Source organism: Roseibium sp. SCP15 (assembly GCF_040329435.1).
In the GTDB taxonomy this organism is placed as follows: Bacteria; Pseudomonadota; Alphaproteobacteria; order Rhizobiales; family Stappiaceae; genus Roseibium.
This window is the reverse complement of the sequence record NZ_JBDZYI010000003.1, coordinates 286,045-301,539: the sequence shown is the minus strand read 5'-3', so window position 1 is coordinate 301,539 and position 15,495 is coordinate 286,045. Positions and strand designations below refer to the sequence as shown.

The 15,495-nt window shown below is 56.1% G+C and carries 18 protein-coding genes; 9 read left to right on the top strand and 9 right to left on the bottom strand.

Annotated features, from left to right (window positions below):
- Nucleotides 1-93 precede the first annotated feature (93 nt).
- On the bottom strand, nt 94-2,103 hold the full coding sequence (locus tag ABLO27_RS15235) for a methyl-accepting chemotaxis protein (RefSeq protein WP_353033791.1): 2,010 nt from the start codon (nt 2,101-2,103) through the stop codon (nt 94-96).
- Nucleotides 2,104-2,560: 457 nt separating this feature from the next.
- Here ABLO27_RS15235 and ABLO27_RS15230 point away from each other — a divergent pair, with 457 nt between their 5' ends.
- From ABLO27_RS15230 to ABLO27_RS15210, 5 genes are all read left to right on the top strand, one after another.
- Nucleotides 2,561-3,244: a GntR family transcriptional regulator gene (locus ABLO27_RS15230; protein WP_353033790.1), complete on the top strand. Its 684-nt coding sequence runs from the start codon at nt 2,561-2,563 to the stop codon at nt 3,242-3,244.
- Nucleotides 3,245-3,416: 172 nt separating this feature from the next.
- Nucleotides 3,417-4,373, top strand: coding sequence for a Bug family tripartite tricarboxylate transporter substrate binding protein (locus tag ABLO27_RS15225; protein ID WP_353033789.1), 957 nt, complete (start codon nt 3,417-3,419; stop codon nt 4,371-4,373).
- 64 nt (nt 4,374-4,437) lie between these two features.
- Nucleotides 4,438-4,896, top strand: a complete 459-nt coding sequence (locus ABLO27_RS15220) for a tripartite tricarboxylate transporter TctB family protein (RefSeq protein ID WP_353033788.1) — start codon at nt 4,438-4,440, stop codon at nt 4,894-4,896.
- 12 nt (nt 4,897-4,908) lie between these two features.
- Nucleotides 4,909-6,420 carry a tripartite tricarboxylate transporter permease gene (locus tag ABLO27_RS15215; RefSeq protein ID WP_353033787.1) on the top strand — a complete coding sequence of 504 codons (1,512 nt, stop codon included), beginning with the start codon at nt 4,909-4,911 and terminating at the stop codon, nt 6,418-6,420.
- Nucleotides 6,421-6,484: 64 nt separating this feature from the next.
- Nucleotides 6,485-7,915 carry an MmgE/PrpD family protein gene (locus ABLO27_RS15210; protein ID WP_353033786.1) on the top strand — a complete coding sequence of 477 codons (1,431 nt, stop codon included), beginning with the start codon at nt 6,485-6,487 and terminating at the stop codon, nt 7,913-7,915.
- 75 nt (nt 7,916-7,990) lie between these two features.
- Here the strand turns inward: ABLO27_RS15210 and ABLO27_RS15205 are convergent, their stop codons facing one another.
- The 6 genes from ABLO27_RS15205 to purC form a co-directional block, all read right to left on the bottom strand.
- Complete coding sequence (locus ABLO27_RS15205) at nt 7,991-8,242, bottom strand: DUF2164 domain-containing protein (protein ID WP_353033785.1); 252 nt, start codon at nt 8,240-8,242, stop codon at nt 7,991-7,993.
- A 74-nt stretch (nt 8,243-8,316) separates the two neighbouring features.
- On the bottom strand, nt 8,317-8,985 hold the full coding sequence (purQ, locus tag ABLO27_RS15200) for a phosphoribosylformylglycinamidine synthase subunit PurQ (protein WP_353033784.1): 669 nt from the start codon (nt 8,983-8,985) through the stop codon (nt 8,317-8,319).
- An 18-nt stretch (nt 8,986-9,003) separates the two neighbouring features.
- On the bottom strand, nt 9,004-9,111 hold the full coding sequence (locus tag ABLO27_RS15195) for a phosphoribosylformylglycinamidine synthase-associated small membrane protein (protein ID WP_353033783.1): 108 nt from the start codon (nt 9,109-9,111) through the stop codon (nt 9,004-9,006).
- Between the two features lie 15 nt (nt 9,112-9,126).
- Nucleotides 9,127-9,369 (bottom strand): phosphoribosylformylglycinamidine synthase subunit PurS, encoded by a 243-nt coding sequence (purS, locus tag ABLO27_RS15190; protein ID WP_353035038.1) that lies wholly within the window; start codon nt 9,367-9,369, stop codon nt 9,127-9,129.
- A 106-nt stretch (nt 9,370-9,475) separates the two neighbouring features.
- Nucleotides 9,476-10,006, bottom strand: coding sequence for a hypothetical protein (locus tag ABLO27_RS15185; RefSeq protein ID WP_353033782.1), 531 nt, complete (start codon nt 10,004-10,006; stop codon nt 9,476-9,478).
- Nucleotides 10,007-10,113: 107 nt separating this feature from the next.
- Entirely contained in the window at nt 10,114-10,878 is a 765-nt protein-coding gene (purC, locus tag ABLO27_RS15180; protein WP_353033781.1) for a phosphoribosylaminoimidazolesuccinocarboxamide synthase, read from the bottom strand.
- Nucleotides 10,879-11,189: 311 nt separating this feature from the next.
- Here purC and ABLO27_RS15175 point away from each other — a divergent pair, with 311 nt between their 5' ends.
- Together ABLO27_RS15175 and ABLO27_RS15170 are read left to right on the top strand one after the other, a co-directional pair.
- Nucleotides 11,190-11,513, top strand: a complete 324-nt coding sequence (locus ABLO27_RS15175) for a DUF1476 domain-containing protein (protein WP_352945216.1) — start codon at nt 11,190-11,192, stop codon at nt 11,511-11,513.
- Between the two features lie 168 nt (nt 11,514-11,681).
- Nucleotides 11,682-12,488, top strand: a complete 807-nt coding sequence (locus ABLO27_RS15170) for an HpcH/HpaI aldolase family protein (protein WP_353033780.1) — start codon at nt 11,682-11,684, stop codon at nt 12,486-12,488.
- Nucleotides 12,489-12,495: 7 nt separating this feature from the next.
- Here the strand turns inward: ABLO27_RS15170 and ABLO27_RS15165 are convergent, their stop codons facing one another.
- Entirely contained in the window at nt 12,496-13,431 is a 936-nt protein-coding gene (locus ABLO27_RS15165; protein ID WP_353033779.1) for a LysR family transcriptional regulator, read from the bottom strand.
- A gap of 112 nt (nt 13,432-13,543) precedes the next feature.
- Here ABLO27_RS15165 and ABLO27_RS15160 point away from each other — a divergent pair, with 112 nt between their 5' ends.
- Both ABLO27_RS15160 and ABLO27_RS15155 read left to right on the top strand, forming a co-directional pair.
- On the top strand, nt 13,544-14,488 hold the full coding sequence (locus ABLO27_RS15160; protein ID WP_353033778.1) for a DMT family transporter: 945 nt from the start codon (nt 13,544-13,546) through the stop codon (nt 14,486-14,488).
- A gap of 208 nt (nt 14,489-14,696) precedes the next feature.
- A complete protein-coding gene (locus ABLO27_RS15155) occupies nt 14,697-14,915 on the top strand; it encodes a hypothetical protein (protein WP_353033777.1) in 219 nt (72 codons plus the stop codon).
- Nucleotides 14,916-14,933: 18 nt separating this feature from the next.
- On the opposite strand, the gene ABLO27_RS15150 is transcribed toward ABLO27_RS15155, so the two are convergent.
- Nucleotides 14,934-15,488: an RBBP9/YdeN family alpha/beta hydrolase gene (locus tag ABLO27_RS15150; protein WP_353033776.1), complete on the bottom strand. Its 555-nt coding sequence runs from the start codon at nt 15,486-15,488 to the stop codon at nt 14,934-14,936.
- Nucleotides 15,489-15,495 lie beyond the last annotated feature (7 nt).

The following is a 15,495-nucleotide window of genomic DNA, read 5'->3' as shown; positions in this document are numbered from 1 at the left end:
TTTGATCGGGGGTACTCGGTCAACGCGGGGTGCCGCTGCCGCGCGTCTGCCGGGTGACCTTCATGCACTCCCGGCAAACACTCTTTTGAGGCCTTATGCTGCGGAGACTTCCTGGAGGAAATCGTCAATGCGCTGGTTCATCCTTGCATTGATATCGTTGATTTCATCCGAGGCTTCATGAATGTCTTCAGCCGAGCGGCGGGCTTCCGAAGCGGTGGACAGCAGTTCGGAAACGTTTTCTGCCATCTGTTGGGTGCGGTTGGCCGCCTCGTTGATGTTGTGGCTGATTTCATTGGTTGCCGCGGTCTGTTCCTCCACGGCTCCGGCAATCATGGATGTACTGGTTTGAACATCGGTAATGATCCGGGAGATATTGGCCATGGCATCCACAGTTGCACGGCTGGAAGACTGAATCGCCTTGATCTGCGCGGAAATTTCTTCTGTGGCTGTCGCAGTCTGGTTGGCGAGTGATTTCACCTCGCTGGCAACGACCGAGAAACCGCGGCCGTGTTCACCTGCGCGAGCCGCTTCGATGGTCGCGTTCAGGGCGAGCAGGTTGGTCTGTTCCGCAATCGCCTGGATGAGGGCGATGATTTCGTCGATCTTTGCGCTCGCTTTCGCCAGCTGATCAACATCTTCATTGGTCGTGCGTGCGCTTTCATTGACCAGACTGATCTGGTCGGAGGTCATGTTCACCTGTTCGGAAATCTCATTGATCGAGCTGCTCAGTTGCTGGGTCGCGGAAGCGACGGTCTGAACGTTCTCGGAGGACAGCCTGGAGGCGTCGTCAGCAGAAACGGCCTGTTCCGTGTTGCGGCTGTTGACGTCCTGCAGCTTTTCAGCTGTGCCCCGGGCCCGGGTAATTGTTCCGTCCGCGGTGTCCAGAAGACCGACAATATCCTGGCGGAAGGCCGCAATGGTTTGTTCAATATGTTCCTGACGCTCTGCCTTGACCGTGTTTTCCGTTTCGATTTCCGTTTCAAGTTGACGACGCGCTCGCGCATTGTCCTGGAAAATCAGAAGGGCGCGCGCCAGTTCACCCACTTCTGTCTTCACATCGGTCAGAGGGATCTCATGATCAATTTCGCCGCGAGCAAGGTCGTTGGTCGCGCTGGTTATGGCTCCCAGATTGCGGGAAATGCTGCGAGTGATCACGAAGCTGGCAATTGCGAGGACGAGAAAAGTGACCAGAATGGCCGCGAGGATGAGGCCGGAAATCAGAGATTTGGTGCTTGCCAATTCGGTCCTGACAATGTCGGCCTGCTCCGTGGTCGCTTGCAATTGTGTTGTCAGGGCGGTGTCCAGCTGGGTGTAACTGGCATTCACCGCATCCTCAAATCCCGTCAACGTCGTTTCTGATCCCGCCAGCGTGCCGATCCCGCCGTTCAAATCCTGCAGAAGGCCGGTCAGAGCTTCGGCGAAATCCGGATCGAGGTCCGGGTCCTCTAGAAGCCCGGTGAGCTGCGAGAGGCCGCTGTTGATTGCAGGCAGGTAGGACGTGTCGGAAAGCGAAAGAAGTTTCTGAATATCCCGCCGCGCAGCCTCAAAGGCGAGAGCTGCCTGGAACACAGCCGGCTGGTCGTCAAACTCAAGTTCCTCGGAAATTCGCGATGACGTTCTGGTAATGGCATTGCTCACGTCAACGAGGTGACCGGTGGGACTGTCGATGCCAGCCTGACCTTCTTCGCCGACTTCAACCGACAGCCGATCCCGGTAACCGATTTCCTTCAGCGCGCTGCGATAGCCCTCGATGGCCTTGAGATAGTGATCGAAAGCAAGTGCCACCGGAGGGGCAACATCGGCATCGGAGAAGCTTGTCTCCGTCATCGACAGTCTTTTGTCCAAGGGGGGGAGGGTGTCTGCTTCACGATCGGCCCGCATGGTTTGCTCGGCAACGCGCAACGCCAGCATCTGGCGCTGGAAACCGGCAAGATCGGCGTAAGTTTCGTTGATCGTCTGGTACTTCGCCGTCGCTGCTTCGATCATCTTGTCCGAAACAAGGTTTGCGATGCCGACAAAGGAAAGACCGGCAACGGCGCCCAGAGCCAGGACAACAACCCTGAGCTTTAGCGGCGTGCGATCGAGTACCTTCACCTTGTCCATAACTACCCCCATCGTTTGGAACAAGCCGGGTCAATTATGGTAATTTTTGACAGGAGGTATGAAGAACAGATTAAAACATATGAATTATTGTATGAATTTATTGAAGGCAGAAATACCGTCATATTCATGAGTGTTGCCGTGACTTGGTGTTCACATTTGCCGAATGGCGCACCCGTCGCAGAGAAGAAGCAATCTGCCTCGGGCAGGGACTTGCGGTCAAGCCGTCGAAACAGGGCTGGATACGAACCTTGTGCAACCATTGTTTGTATCGCTAACCACGCTTGCAGACATTCAAGCGGGTTTTGTTGTCGAAGGGCTGCGCAAATGAAACACCTCGGCTCGGGAAGACCGGTCCTGGCAAAATCAAGTCCTGGGGTTGAGGTCCTGGTCCGGTTTGCCGGGGCTTTCGTGTTGCCAATATTGTTGACAGTTTTCAAGGGCAGGTTATTTTCGGGTTATGTCCAAGGAAACATCGAAAAACTCTGCACTTGAGCAGATTAGTCAGCGCCGGTCGAAGACACTGAGCACGATTGTTTGTGAAGCGATCGAGGAAATGATCATTTCCGGTGAACTCGAGGCTGGAGACAGAATAAACGAAAGCGCGCTTGCGGCTCGTCTCGGAGTGAGCAGGGGACCGATCAGGGAAGCCTGCAGATCGCTGGAGCAGGCCGGGCTCTTGGTCAGTGCGACCAATCACGGCATGTACGTGCGGGAAATGACATTGGACGAAGCCCGTGATCTGTATGAGGTTCGCGGAGCTCTGGCGGGTCTTACGGGCCGCCTCATCGTTGAACGGGCAAGCGACGAAACTCTCGGAAAACTGGCTGATTTGGTCGAGAAAATGGACGTTGCGGCGGGAGAAGAGAACCTGTCACGTTATTATGCGCTCAACCTCGATTTTCACGGATTGTTGGTCGAGGCTGCGGAGAATCCTGCCCTGCAGCAAAGTTATCGTTGGATCGTAAACCAACTTCATTTGTTTCGCCGGCGAGGACTTGTTCAAAAAGGAAACCTTGTTGTTTCCAACCAGGAACACCGCGCAATAACAGACGCATTGCTGGCGCGCGACACCCAGGCGGCTGACGATGCCATGCGCCGGCATGTCGCCGGTGGCTGGGCTCGTTTGTCTGCACCTTCCTGATCTCCTGCAAGCATTGATGCAAGGTTAGACCGGACCTACGTAGGTCCGGCGAAAGCACGTGTTCGCGTTTTCTCAAAATGAAAACTGTTGACAGTTTACAGTCGGCAATTTACCGTTTGGGCTCATTAACACGACGACGATCTTGTCGTTCGGGAGTTAATGGGAGGACCAAATGACATTTCTGAAGACGGCAGCGATTGCTGCAACAGCGCTCACGCTCTCGGCCAACCTGGCCTTCGCAAGCGACTTTCCCTCGCAGCCTGTTGAGGTCGTAACGCACGCTTCCGCAGGCGGAGGCACGGATACGACCGCACGCACCATGCTGATCCGGGCTCGTCGCGAATTGGGTGTTGATGCTTTCGTTCAGATCAAGAAAGGAGGCGGAGGCACTGTCGCCATGTCCTATGTTGCCGGTAAACCGGCTGATGGCCACACAGTGATGGCAATCACTCCAACTCACCTGATTACCATGGCGCGTGGCCGAGCGCCGATCACCATTAACGACATCAAGGGTGTGGTGCGCTCAACCGACGACCCCATCATTCTGGTTGTCGCCAAGAGCGCGGGTATCAATTCGTTCGAAGATCTCAAGGGAGCGGCCGAGCTGGCTCCGATCAAATGGGGCGGAACCCAGGCCGGCGGTATTGATCACATCGCTGCCATAACTTTCTCCAAGAACTCCGGCGTGAAAGTGGCGTATGTCCCATTCGACGGGGGAGGCGCCATGGTCACCAACCTGATGGGGGGAAACATTCAGGCGGCCGGACTGAACTATGGTGAGGCAGTCGACGGCATTGATTCCGGAGACTTTCTTCCACTAGCGGTCATGGCTGACAAGCGTCTGAACGCCCTGCCTGATACGCCGACACTGGCAGAACTTGGCGTCGAGGGTGTCAACTTCTCGACGGTTCGCGGCATTGTCGTCATGGCAGACACGGATGCTGAGCGCGTCGCCGCGCTCGAAGGCAAGCTGCTGAAGGCCATGGAGCATGGAACCTACCAGGCCTACCTGGAAGGTATCGGTCTCGATGCAACTTCGATCGGCAATGCCGAGGAGTGGGACGCTCAAATCCGCTCAATGTACGCCAGCATCTACGACACGCTCGGAGAGTTGGGTCTGCGCGAATAATCACACAATCTTTGGAATGGCGCACATTTCCAAATTTGCGCCTTCCTCACAAGGAGGAGCCGTCATGAGGTTACCCAAAGATCTTGTGCCAGGCAGCGTTATTCTGATCCTGTGCGCGATACTGTTTTTCGTTACCACAACATTCGACAGCGATCCCCTTGGGGCCGCACAAGGAATGCCGGCGACCCACATGCCACGTTTGGTGCTGACCGTGATCGCAATGCTTACGCTCATCATGATCGCGCAAGGGGTTCGTTCGGGGGAAAGGAGTGCTCACGAGAACCCGCCATGGCGGATGTGGGGCACAGCCGGATTGCTTGCGCTGACCGCGATTTCGTTTCCCATCATTGGCGTCCCACTCGCGTTCTTTGCCGTTTGCATTGCGTTGCCGCTGCTGTGGGGCGCGCGGGAGGTGAAGATCGTCCTCCCGTTCGCCATCGCTGTTCCCTTTGCGATTTACGTCGTGTTTCAAGTCCTGCTCGGTCTGCGCCTGCCGCTTGGACCGCTGACAGTCCTGAGCTGATGGAGGCCGAACATGGAAGTTCTTATCGGTGGCCTGTTTGAAATCCTGCAACCACAAACCTTGCTGTTAATCTGCGCCGGTACTCTTGTCGGTGTTCTGGTCGGTGCGCTGCCTGGTCTTTCAAGCTCAATGGCTGTCGCTCTGCTGCTGCCATTCACGATCTACCTCGATCCCATTCCGGCAATCGCCATGTTGGCGGCCCTTTACTGCGCCGGGACCTTTGGTGGGTCCATCACAGCCATTCTGATCAACGCTCCGGGTGCACCACCGGCCGCGGCAACAGCATTTGATGGCTATCCGCTGGCAAAAAACGGTCAGGCGGGACGCGCGCTCGGCATGGCAGCGGCAGCTAGCGTTGCCGGCGGTATCTTCAGTCTGTTCGTCCTGATCTTTGCTGCCCCTTTCCTGGCGACTATCGCTTACAAGTTCGGGCCACCGGAGTATTTCGCCCTGACCGTGTTCGGACTTTCGATGCTTGCATCGATCAGCGGCAAATCGGCGGTCAAGAACCTCATCGGTGGCGCTTTCGGTGTGCTGTTGGCAACGGTCGGTGTCGATCTGACAACAGGGGTAGAGCGTTTCACCTTCGGAGTACCGGAACTCTATGAAGGCATCAGTTTCATTCCGGTTTTGATCGGCCTGTTCGCGATGGCGGAGCTGCTCGATCAGGCAGGTCAGAAGGATCGGCCGCTGGAACGTTTTGCCATGTCGGCGCTCAAACTGCCGACGTTGGATGACTTCCGGCGTGTCTGGAAGACCATCCTGAGATCCTCTGGCATCGGCACCTTTGTCGGCATTCTGCCGGCTGAAGGCAGCACGGTGGCTGCGATGATCGGCTATAACGAAGCCAAGCGCTGGTCCAAGAACAAGGACAATTTCGGCAAAGGTGAAATTGAGGGCGTCGCCGGTCCCGAGGCCGCAAACAACGCCGCCACTGGTGGTGCCATGGTCCCGACACTCGCACTTGGCATCCCCGGTTCGGCAACCGCAGCCGTCATTCTCGGTGGCCTGCAGATCCATGGCTTGCGCCCAGGTCCTTACCTGTTCGAAAACCAGCCGAATCTGCTCTATGCGATCTTCTTCGCCATGCTTCTGGCCAACTTCGTCTTCCTTGGTTTCGGACTGTTTGGCGCACGCTACTTTTCGCGTATTTCGCTGATCCCGCGTCAGTTCCTTTGGCCTGCCGTGTTCTGTCTCTGCGTCGTCGGAGCCTACGGCGTCGGGCAATCGCTGAATGATGTCTACATCATGCTTATTGCCGGATTTGCAGGTTACTTTCTGAACAGAGCCGGCTTCTCGCCAGCACCGATCATCATGGGGCTGGTTCTCGGGCATCTGGTGGAAAATTCGCTCGTTCAGTCGATGATCCTTTTTGATCAGGATGCCTGGAAGTTCCTGACCAGACCGATCGCCGTCCTGTTCTTCGTACTTGCAGCGGTCAGCATTCTATCGACGCCGATCGGCCGGTTGATCAAAACCCGTCCGCGCAAAGATGCAGATCGTCTTGCTCATGGCAACGAGTGACCAGATCACGCCGCAGTCAATCCCCAATTCCGTCCGCAAGGACACAAGAGAAGGAATGTTTTTCATGTCCGTCGCCCGAAATATCTACGCCGAAGTGCCTGAGCAATCCGATGCGACCGCGGCTGCTGCCAGTTTTGTAGAGGCTGTTCGCTACGAGGATCTGCCTGAGGAAGCCATTCGGATCGGGACCCGCTGCATACTGGACGGGCTCGGGCTGTTTGTTGCCGGATCGGACCACGAAATGGTCCAGATACTCGTGGAGGAGGCTCTTGAAATCGGCGGGCGGCCGGATGCGCAGCTGCTGAACCTGCCGGATCAAGTGCCGGCCCCAATGGCCGCACGTGTTCTTGGAACTTCGGGCCATGCCCATGACTGGGACGACAGTCAGGTCAGCGTCGATCCGGCTCACATCTACGGACTTCTTACCCATCCGACGATCCCGCCGCTGACGGCCTCTTTGATCATGGCCCAGAAGCTCGGCAATGTTGACGGCAAACAGTTCATGCTCGCGTTTCTCACCGGGTTTGAGGTTGAGTGCAAAATTTCGGAGTGGATGCTGCCGCAACATTACATGAGTGGCATGCATTCGAGCGGCACGGTTGGAACGTTCGGCGCCTATGCTGCGGCTGCCAAGCTGCTCGGTTTGAAAGGTGACCGGTTGCGCTGGGGTTTCGGTATTGCTGCCAGCTTCGCTGCAGGTATTCGCTGCAATTTCGGCACAATGACCAAGCCGCTTCATGTCGGCCGTGCCTGTGAGAACGGGATCACCGCCGCCTTGCTGGCGAGCCGTGGCTACACAGCGGACCCGAATGCGCTTGATGGTCCCTGGGGGTTCTTTGCGGTGCAGGGCGGTGGCGTCAGTCCGGAGAAAATGAATGATGGTTTTGGAAGGACCTGGACGATCCTGGAGCCGGGCGTCTCCATCAAGCCTTATCCGTGTGGCGTCCTGACCCATCCAACCATCGATCTGATGCTGCGTCTGGTTACGGATGCGGACATTTCTCCGGACGCGATCGAGAGTGTCAAGGTGCATGCAGGCACCAACATTCTCAAGCCGATCCGTTATCCGATTGCCACCAACCACCTGCAGGCAAAGTTCTCGCTTCCGGCTGCCCTGGCGATGATCGCGCTGGCACGCAAGGCGGGCAAACGCGAGTTCTCGGATGAGTTCGTTCAAAGCGAAGCCATGCAGGCGATGCAGCGCCGCATTCGTACGGAACTTGACCAGGAGATCGAGGCGCAGGGCTTCGATGTCATGCGTTCGCGGATTGCCATCCAGCTGAAGGATGGTAGCGAAGTCGCCGGTTGGGCGGACGAGCGCTACCGTGGCGGCCCGGAAAACCCGATGAGTGATGAGGAACTTGAAGCCAAGGTGCGTTCGTGTTGCGAGGGCCTGATAGATCAGTCAGGTCAGGACCGACTGATCGAAACGGCCTGGAACATCTTGAAACTCTCGGATGTTTCGGACCTGGCAACGCTTCTGAGAAACAAGTAGGTCGTCCCAGCCGTTTCCGGCGTCGGTCGGGAAGCGCGCGTAAAGTTGCAGGAAAACAAGGTGTTTCGGGTGGGGTTACTCGCCCGAAACGAGCTTTTCCATGGCGGAGAGTTCGCTGCTAATGTCCTCGGCCTTGCGCTCAATCAGAATTTGCGCGTCCTGAAGGCCCAGATTGTAGCAATGATTGCCGGCAGTCTTGACGAGGAACTCCACCAGTTGTTCGGCGTCCATGTTGCCGATCTCGAGATCCAGCTCGTCTTGTACGAACCTCTGGACCTGGCGTCCAAGCGCTGCACGGTCCTGATGGGAAAGTTCAATGTCCGCCATTTCAACCTCTTGATCCAATCCGGCAGCGGTGAAGAGCCGACTGCCGCATTGCTGAAAATGGCGAGAGCCTAGTCTCAGGCTGCCTGTTCGACAACGCTTTCGAACAGGAGGCGGCCATCCAGACCGCCGTGCAGCGGTTCCACCAGGTTCTCAGGATGCGGCATCATGCCGAGGACATTGCCCTTGTCGTTCATGATGCCGGCAATGTCATTGATCGAGCCGTTCGGGTTGGTGCCGTCTGCATAACGGAACACAACCTGCCCGTTGTCCTCGATCCGCTTCAGTGTGTCGGCATCGGCGAAGTAGTTGCCGTCGTGATGGGCGACCGGACACCGCCAGACCTGTCCTTTTTCGAATTTCGAGGAAAAGCGTGTCGCGTTGTTGACCGTTTCCATCTTCACTTCCTTGCAGACAAAGTGAAGATCCGCATTCCGCATCAGGGCACCGGGAAGGAGACCGGCTTCCGTCAGGATCTGAAAGCCGTTGCAGACGCCGAGAACGGACACGCCGCTTTCGGCCTTGGCAACCAGGTCCTTGAGAATGGGAGAGCGGGCAGCGATCGCGCCGGCGCGCAAATAGTCGCCGTAGGAAAAACCGCCAGGGACAACAACAAGGTCCACGTCCGGCAATGTGCTTTCCGTGTGCCAGACACTTTGAGGACGGGCGCCGGTTATCTGTTCCAACGCGTGGAACATGTCACGATCGCGATTGGAGCCTGGGAAAACGATGACGGCGGTTTTCATGGGGCTGGTTCCGTTGGTTCAAAGCAGAGTAAAAACGGCAATTGCTGCCGCAAGAGCTGGCACCAGAATGAAAATGGCCGCCTTGATCGCCATGAAGGTTATGGCTTTGCGGGTATCTTCATCCATCGCCGGTGATCCGAATTAGACGATTTCGATCGCGTAGTTCTCGATAACCGTATTGGCGAGCAGTTTTTCGCACATCTGCTCAAGCTCGGCTTTCGCGGCATCCTGGTTGGAACCATTGAGCTCGACGTCGAACACCTTGCCCTGACGGACCGAGCCGACATCACCGAAGCCAAGGCCGTCCAGAGCACCTTCAATGGCTTTTCCCTGAGGATCGAGAACGCCGTTTTTCAGGGTGACGATCACGCGTGCTTTCATAATAGGGTCCCCGCTAAAGGCAGGAGATTCTGCCTCATCAAACAGTTTGGGGCTCCCCATACACGAGGAGCCCCGGAAGTGAAAGAGGTCAGAGGGGAAAAGACGCGAATTAAGGGAGGCGTCGGATGGTTGTGTTCGCAAGGTACTTCCTCAAGTTGGCCTTTGCCACATTTGCGGAAGCGGCATAGGAACTGATCTGCATGCCCTTGTCGTTTTGAACGATTGACCGGCCAGCCAGGTATATCGGTTTCTTTCCCGGTTCCTGGATACGGTAAACAAACTCAAAGCCGCTGTAATTCTTGGTCGTGATTTTGCGACGGGACAGTGATCTGATCGCACCGCTGCTCAATTTGGTAACAGTCTTGTCAATCTCGGACAAAAGGCCCGTGCTCAAAACATCGGCGCGGATAGCGCTTTCCACATCGCCGGTGACCTTTGACGGCCCAGTTAAGATGATCTGCGGCGTTTTGCATTTTACGCACGCATAAATGGTCGAATTGCCCTTTTGGGCCTTTATCCACCCATCAACTGGAAATCGCGTTTCAACACTGCCGGGTTTAAGGCCGGTCGTCTGACAGGCTGCCAACAGTCCGCAGATCAGAACCAGCAGCACCGTTTTTGCAAAGCTACGTGAAATCATAAAAAAAACGCCCCCTTGTCGTATAAGGGGGCGTCCTAATGGCAGAGAAATGGCTTTGCAATCATTCCGCGAGGTTAGCCGGGGTTGATTGCGTCCTGCCTGTGTCTTTACTGCACCAGTGTCGGGCCGGTCCCGGCCGGGCGCTCATTGGCGGACATGATGCCGAGGCGCTTGGCGACTTCCTGATAGGCTTCCAGCATACCACCCATATCGCGGCGGAAGCGGTCCTTGTCCATCTTGTCGTTGGTCTCGATATCCCACAGGCGGCAGCTGTCCGGGGAGATTTCATCGGCAACCACGATGCGCATCAGGTCACCCTCGAACAGACGGCCGCACTCGATCTTGAAATCGACTAGGCGGATACCGACACCCAGGAACAGGCCCGACAGGAAGTCGTTGACGCGGATGGCCAGCGCCATCATGTCATCCAGTTCCTGCGGTGTTGCCCAACCGAAAGCGGTGACGTGTTCTTCAGCGACCATGGGATCGTCGAGTTCGTCATTCTTGTAATAGAACTCGATGATGGAGCGCGGCAGCTGGGTGCCTTCTTCAAGACCCAAACGCTTGGCAATGGAGCCAGCGGCGACGTTGCGAACCACGATTTCCAGCGGAATGATCTCAACTTCGCGGATCAGCTGTTCGCGCATGTTCATGCGACGAATGAAGTGGGTCGGGATGCCGATTGCATTCAGGTTGTTGAAGATGAATTCCGAAATACGGTTGTTGAGCACACCTTTGCCGTCAACAATCTCGTGTTTCTTGTTGTTGAAGGCTGTCGCATCATCCTTGAAGTGCTGAACCAGGGTTCCCGGTTCCGGACCTTCGTAAAGAATCTTTGCTTTACCTTCATAAATTCGCCGGCGGCGGTTCATGGGCTATACCGTGTCGTTTTTGAGAGAATCCTTCGGGAGGGTTCTTGCTCACCTTGTCTGATTTCCACCGGGACTGTTGTATCGACCGGCGGGCGCCTTCAGGCTGCAAACCCTCTTTTGCGGCGCGGAACTTACCCGAAGAGAGAGAAAAGTACAATCTTATGTTTTCTCTGTTATTTGCAGACCTGTTATGCTTTTGGAGCAAGGAAGCATGTACTGCGTTGATTTGCCGAGCCGGCGGGGATATGCAAGAGACCAAATAAGCCCCATATGGGGAGAAGTGCATTAGCGCAGTTCAGGAGACGATAAGTATGAGCACATTCGACAAGCGCGAACAGGGATTTGAAAACAAATTCGCGCATGACGAGGAGCTGCGGTTCAAGGCAACCGCACGGCGCAACAAATTGCTGGGACTTTGGGCTGCCGAACACCTGGGCTTCGAAGGGGACAAGGCTGAAGAATACGCCAAGGAAGTTGTCCGCGCCGATTTCGAAGAGCCGGGTGACGAAGACGTCTTCCGCAAGATCCGTGAAGACTTCGACGCCAACAATGTTGACCAGTCCGATCATCAGATTCGCCGCACCATGGATGAACTGATGCATACAGCAATCGAGCAGTTGCAGAACGAAGGCTGATCCCGGCCGAGTTCGTGAAAGCTGAAGAGCGCCCGCCGGAAACGGCGGGCGTTTTTTTGTTTTTGGAAGAAAGCCTTGAAGCAATCGTTGCAGAACACTTTTTCTGAAATCAAGGCTTGCGGAAGTCAGGCGGCGCGGATTTGATGACGTCCAATCAGGAGAACGCCCGTGACACAGAATTCCTTTCTTGCCGACAAACTTCGTTCCGGGAAGCCGGTGGTTACAGCATGGTCATTGCTTTCGGTTCCGATGGTGCCCGAACTGCTTGCACGTGCGGGCTATGAAGCGGTCACGCTGGACCTTCAGCACGGCATGATTGATTTTGACACCGCGGTAAACACTTTCGCGCTGATCGCGCTCGCGGGATCTCATCGAATTGCGCGCATCCCGGTGGGTGACAACGCACTGGCCGGTCGACTGGTTGATATGGGGGCCGAGTGCATCATCGCGCCGATGATCAACTCAAAAAGGGAAGCGGAAGAATTTGCGCGTGCCATCAAGTACCCGCCGGTCGGGGAGCGCAGCTGGTCGCCATTCCGGGCCGCGATGCTGAACGGCCAGACCAGCGACCAGTATCTGAAGAATGCCAATTCCCAGACGTTGTCCCTGGCCATGATTGAAACACAAGAGGCAATCGACGCGCTGGACGACATCCTGTCCGTATCCGAACTCGACGGGATTTTTGTCGGGCCGAGCGATCTATCATTGTCGCTCTCCAAAGGGAGTGCCCTTGATCCGAACGGGGCTGGCACGGCTGAGGTCTGTGCTCAAATTGCCGAAAAAGCCCGTGCAGCTGGAAAGCTTGCGGGAATTTTCTGCCTGAGCGGCGAGAAAGTCGAAGAGGCCGTTCAACAGGGATACCAGCTGATGTCCCACGGTATCGACACGATCTTCCTCGACCATGCGGCCCGCGCGGCTTTGAAGGAAGTCGAAGCAGTCGCGCCGTCTGAAACAGGGTCCAAGGCGGGATACTGACCTTTCATCAAGTGTCTCGTTCGTTGTTCGGTTCTCCCGGCTGTTCCCAGTATGGCGGCTGAGGATCGTACAGGGTCGCAAAATGATCGATAAAGACCCTAACCTTCCTTGGAACCAGTTTTCGTGCGCCATGCACCGCATAGAGTGTCTTGGACGGCATCTCATGCTGTGAAAGTAGCTGCTGCAGTTTGCCAACGGCGATGTAGCGGCCGGCGACAAAGGATGGAAGGCGAACCACCCCAAGACCGTGAAGGGCGGCATCGCAAAGTGCCTCGCTGTTGTTGACCTGGAAGTTGCCGGCAACAGCAACCGTCTCCTGACCGAATTCTGATTTGAATACCCAATCGTCTTTGTTGTCCGAATAGGAGAACAGGATGCAATTGTGGTCGATCAGATCAGCGGGGACGGTTATTGGTGGTGCCTGATCCAGATAGGCAGGGGCGGCACAAACAACACTGTTGAGTTGCGCCAGCTTCCGGCAGATGAGGCTTGATTCCGGCAGGTCTCCGACTTGAAACGCCAGATCGCAACCCAAATCATGCGGGTTCAGTTTGCGGTCGTCCAGATGCAGGTCTACCGACAGTCCAGGATAGGCTGCCAGAAACCCTGACACATGTGGTGTGACATGCAGCTTTCCGAACGACATCGGCGCCAGCACCTTCAGCTTTCCGATGACCTGGTCACTGTGCAGGCGTGCGGATGCTTCCGCTTCCTTCATGTGTTCCAGCGCCAGCATGGCATGGACCAGATAACGCTCGCCGGCATCGGTTACCCGCAGGTGCCGGGTCGTGCGCTCCAGAAGACGCACCGACAGTTGGTGCTCAAGTGCGCTGACCCGTCTGCTGACTGCAGATTTGGAAAGGCCCAGGCGCTCGGCAGCTTTTGAAAAACTACCTGTTTCAGCAACGATCGCGAACACTTCGGCAGCAGAAGGTGAAACCATATTGTTGATAATCCTGCAACAAAAAATTGCATAATTGCATAATTGTTGCGCTGAATGAATAGGCATATCTGAGGGTTCAGGCAATCGTTCTGACAGCCATCAGGAGCCTCAGATGCAGAATCCCACACGAGAATTTGGCCAGACCGGCCGCGGTAATCATGTTGTCCGGGCAGGGGTGCTCACGGTTGGTATCGGGGCAATGGTCGGTGGCAATTTCGCTTTGGCGAAGTTCCTTGTTCTGGAGGGAGTTCCCCCCTTTGTTACTTTCTACTGGCAGATTGCCGGTGCTGCCGTTCTTTTGTCCGCGCTTGTGTTTTTCCGGTCCGGCACCCAGCTTTCCAGGCAGTTCTCCGCAGCTCATGGGCGCTATTACGTGATCGGCGGGCTTCTGGGTATCAGTGTGCCGCAATCTCTCGGCTACTTTGCCTTGAGAGAAATGCCCGCCGGGTTGTTCACCATGGTCGTGACGCTGTCTCCCTTGATGACGTTTTTTGCCGCCTCAGCCTATGAGCGCCGATTGTTGCCGCGCCGTCGTGTGATCGGATTGTGCGCCGGGCTCGCAGGAGTGCTTCTTGCCACATTGCAGGGTTTCAATAGTACGTCGTTCTCCTGGTCGGCATGGGGGCTGGCCATGAGCGTCCCGGTGTTCCTTGCGATCACGAATGTGTTCAGGGACAAGGCCTATCCGGCAGGAGGGCAACCCATGGTACTTGCCGCGGGCACATTGGCGTCTCAAGCCGTCCTGTTGATCCCGATTGCCTATGCCGCAGGTGCATTTGAGCTGGACCTCAGTACGATATTCTCGCTGGGTCCCTATCTCGTTGCGCTGATGATGATCACCGCACTCAGCTACATTCTGACGTTCGAGCTATACCGTCATACTGACGGCGTCGGTTTCAGCCAGGTCGGCTACTTCGCGACACTGTCAGGAGTAGGGGCTGGCGCATTGTTTTTTGGCGAAAAAATAAGCGGACTGTTTGTCATTTCCATTATCCTGCTATTTGCAGGCATGGCACTTGCCAACAAGAGAAGCGAGCATCGCAGCAGCGCTGAATAGCTCTTCAACGATTGGCCGGTAGCTGGAAGCGTGCGATCAGAGACCATCACGCAACTTCCTTGCTGAAATCGCAAAATGTTGACTTTGGTCAATGCACCAAGTTTCAAAAAGTTGCAACTAACAACCCATTGCAATTGCGACGGTTTTGGAGCCGAGAAGGCAACTCGGTATCCGGACGGAAGGCCGCCGCTTCCTGATGGGGGACCTTATGTGGAAATTGGCGACTATCCTGTTCATTATCGTCGGACCGACGCTTGCCGGAATAGGCGCTCTCGTGCCGCTCACCATGTTTGGAGCAGGTGATATCGATGCGCTCCTGCTGGTCGGCTGTGCCGCTGCCGGTGCCTTGGTTGCCTTGCCGGTAAGCTATTACATCGCGACCAAGATCGGAGCCTTGATGGGGCCGAACCCGTCTGCCCAACACTAGTGGTAGGCGGTTTCCGGGTTATCCCAACCGCTTCATGAAGTGAGCGAAGGACATCAGGCCTTCCGGCCAGGGGCCGTGTCCGCTTTCCAGGTTGATGTGTCCGGCTTCACCTGCATCCTGGAAGGTGGCTCCCCAGGCTTTGGCGAGATGTTCCGAGCGCTCATACGTGCAGTACGGGTCGTTCCGGCTGGCCACAACGTGGGTCGGGAAGGGGAGCGGATCCGTCGGGACCGGCTTGAAGTCGCCACCGTCAAATTCCTCGACCAGGCCTTCACGGTCCCAGTCTGATGGAGCGACGAGGTAAGCGCCCTTGACCTTGTCCTTGAGGGCGTGTGCGCCATGCGAAACCAGGATGCACCCGAGCGAATGTGCCACTAGGACAACGGGACGTTTTGCTGCTTCGATTTCGACAACAAGTGTTTCCAGCCATTCCTTTTTCGAAGGGGCATGCAATTCGGCCTGCTTGACCACACGTGCGGTCGCCATCTTGTCCCGCCAGCGCAACAGCCAGTGTCCCGGAAGGATCTGGCCGTAACCTGGTATGAGCAGAATATCGGTTTCGGAAATCTTCATGAAGGAA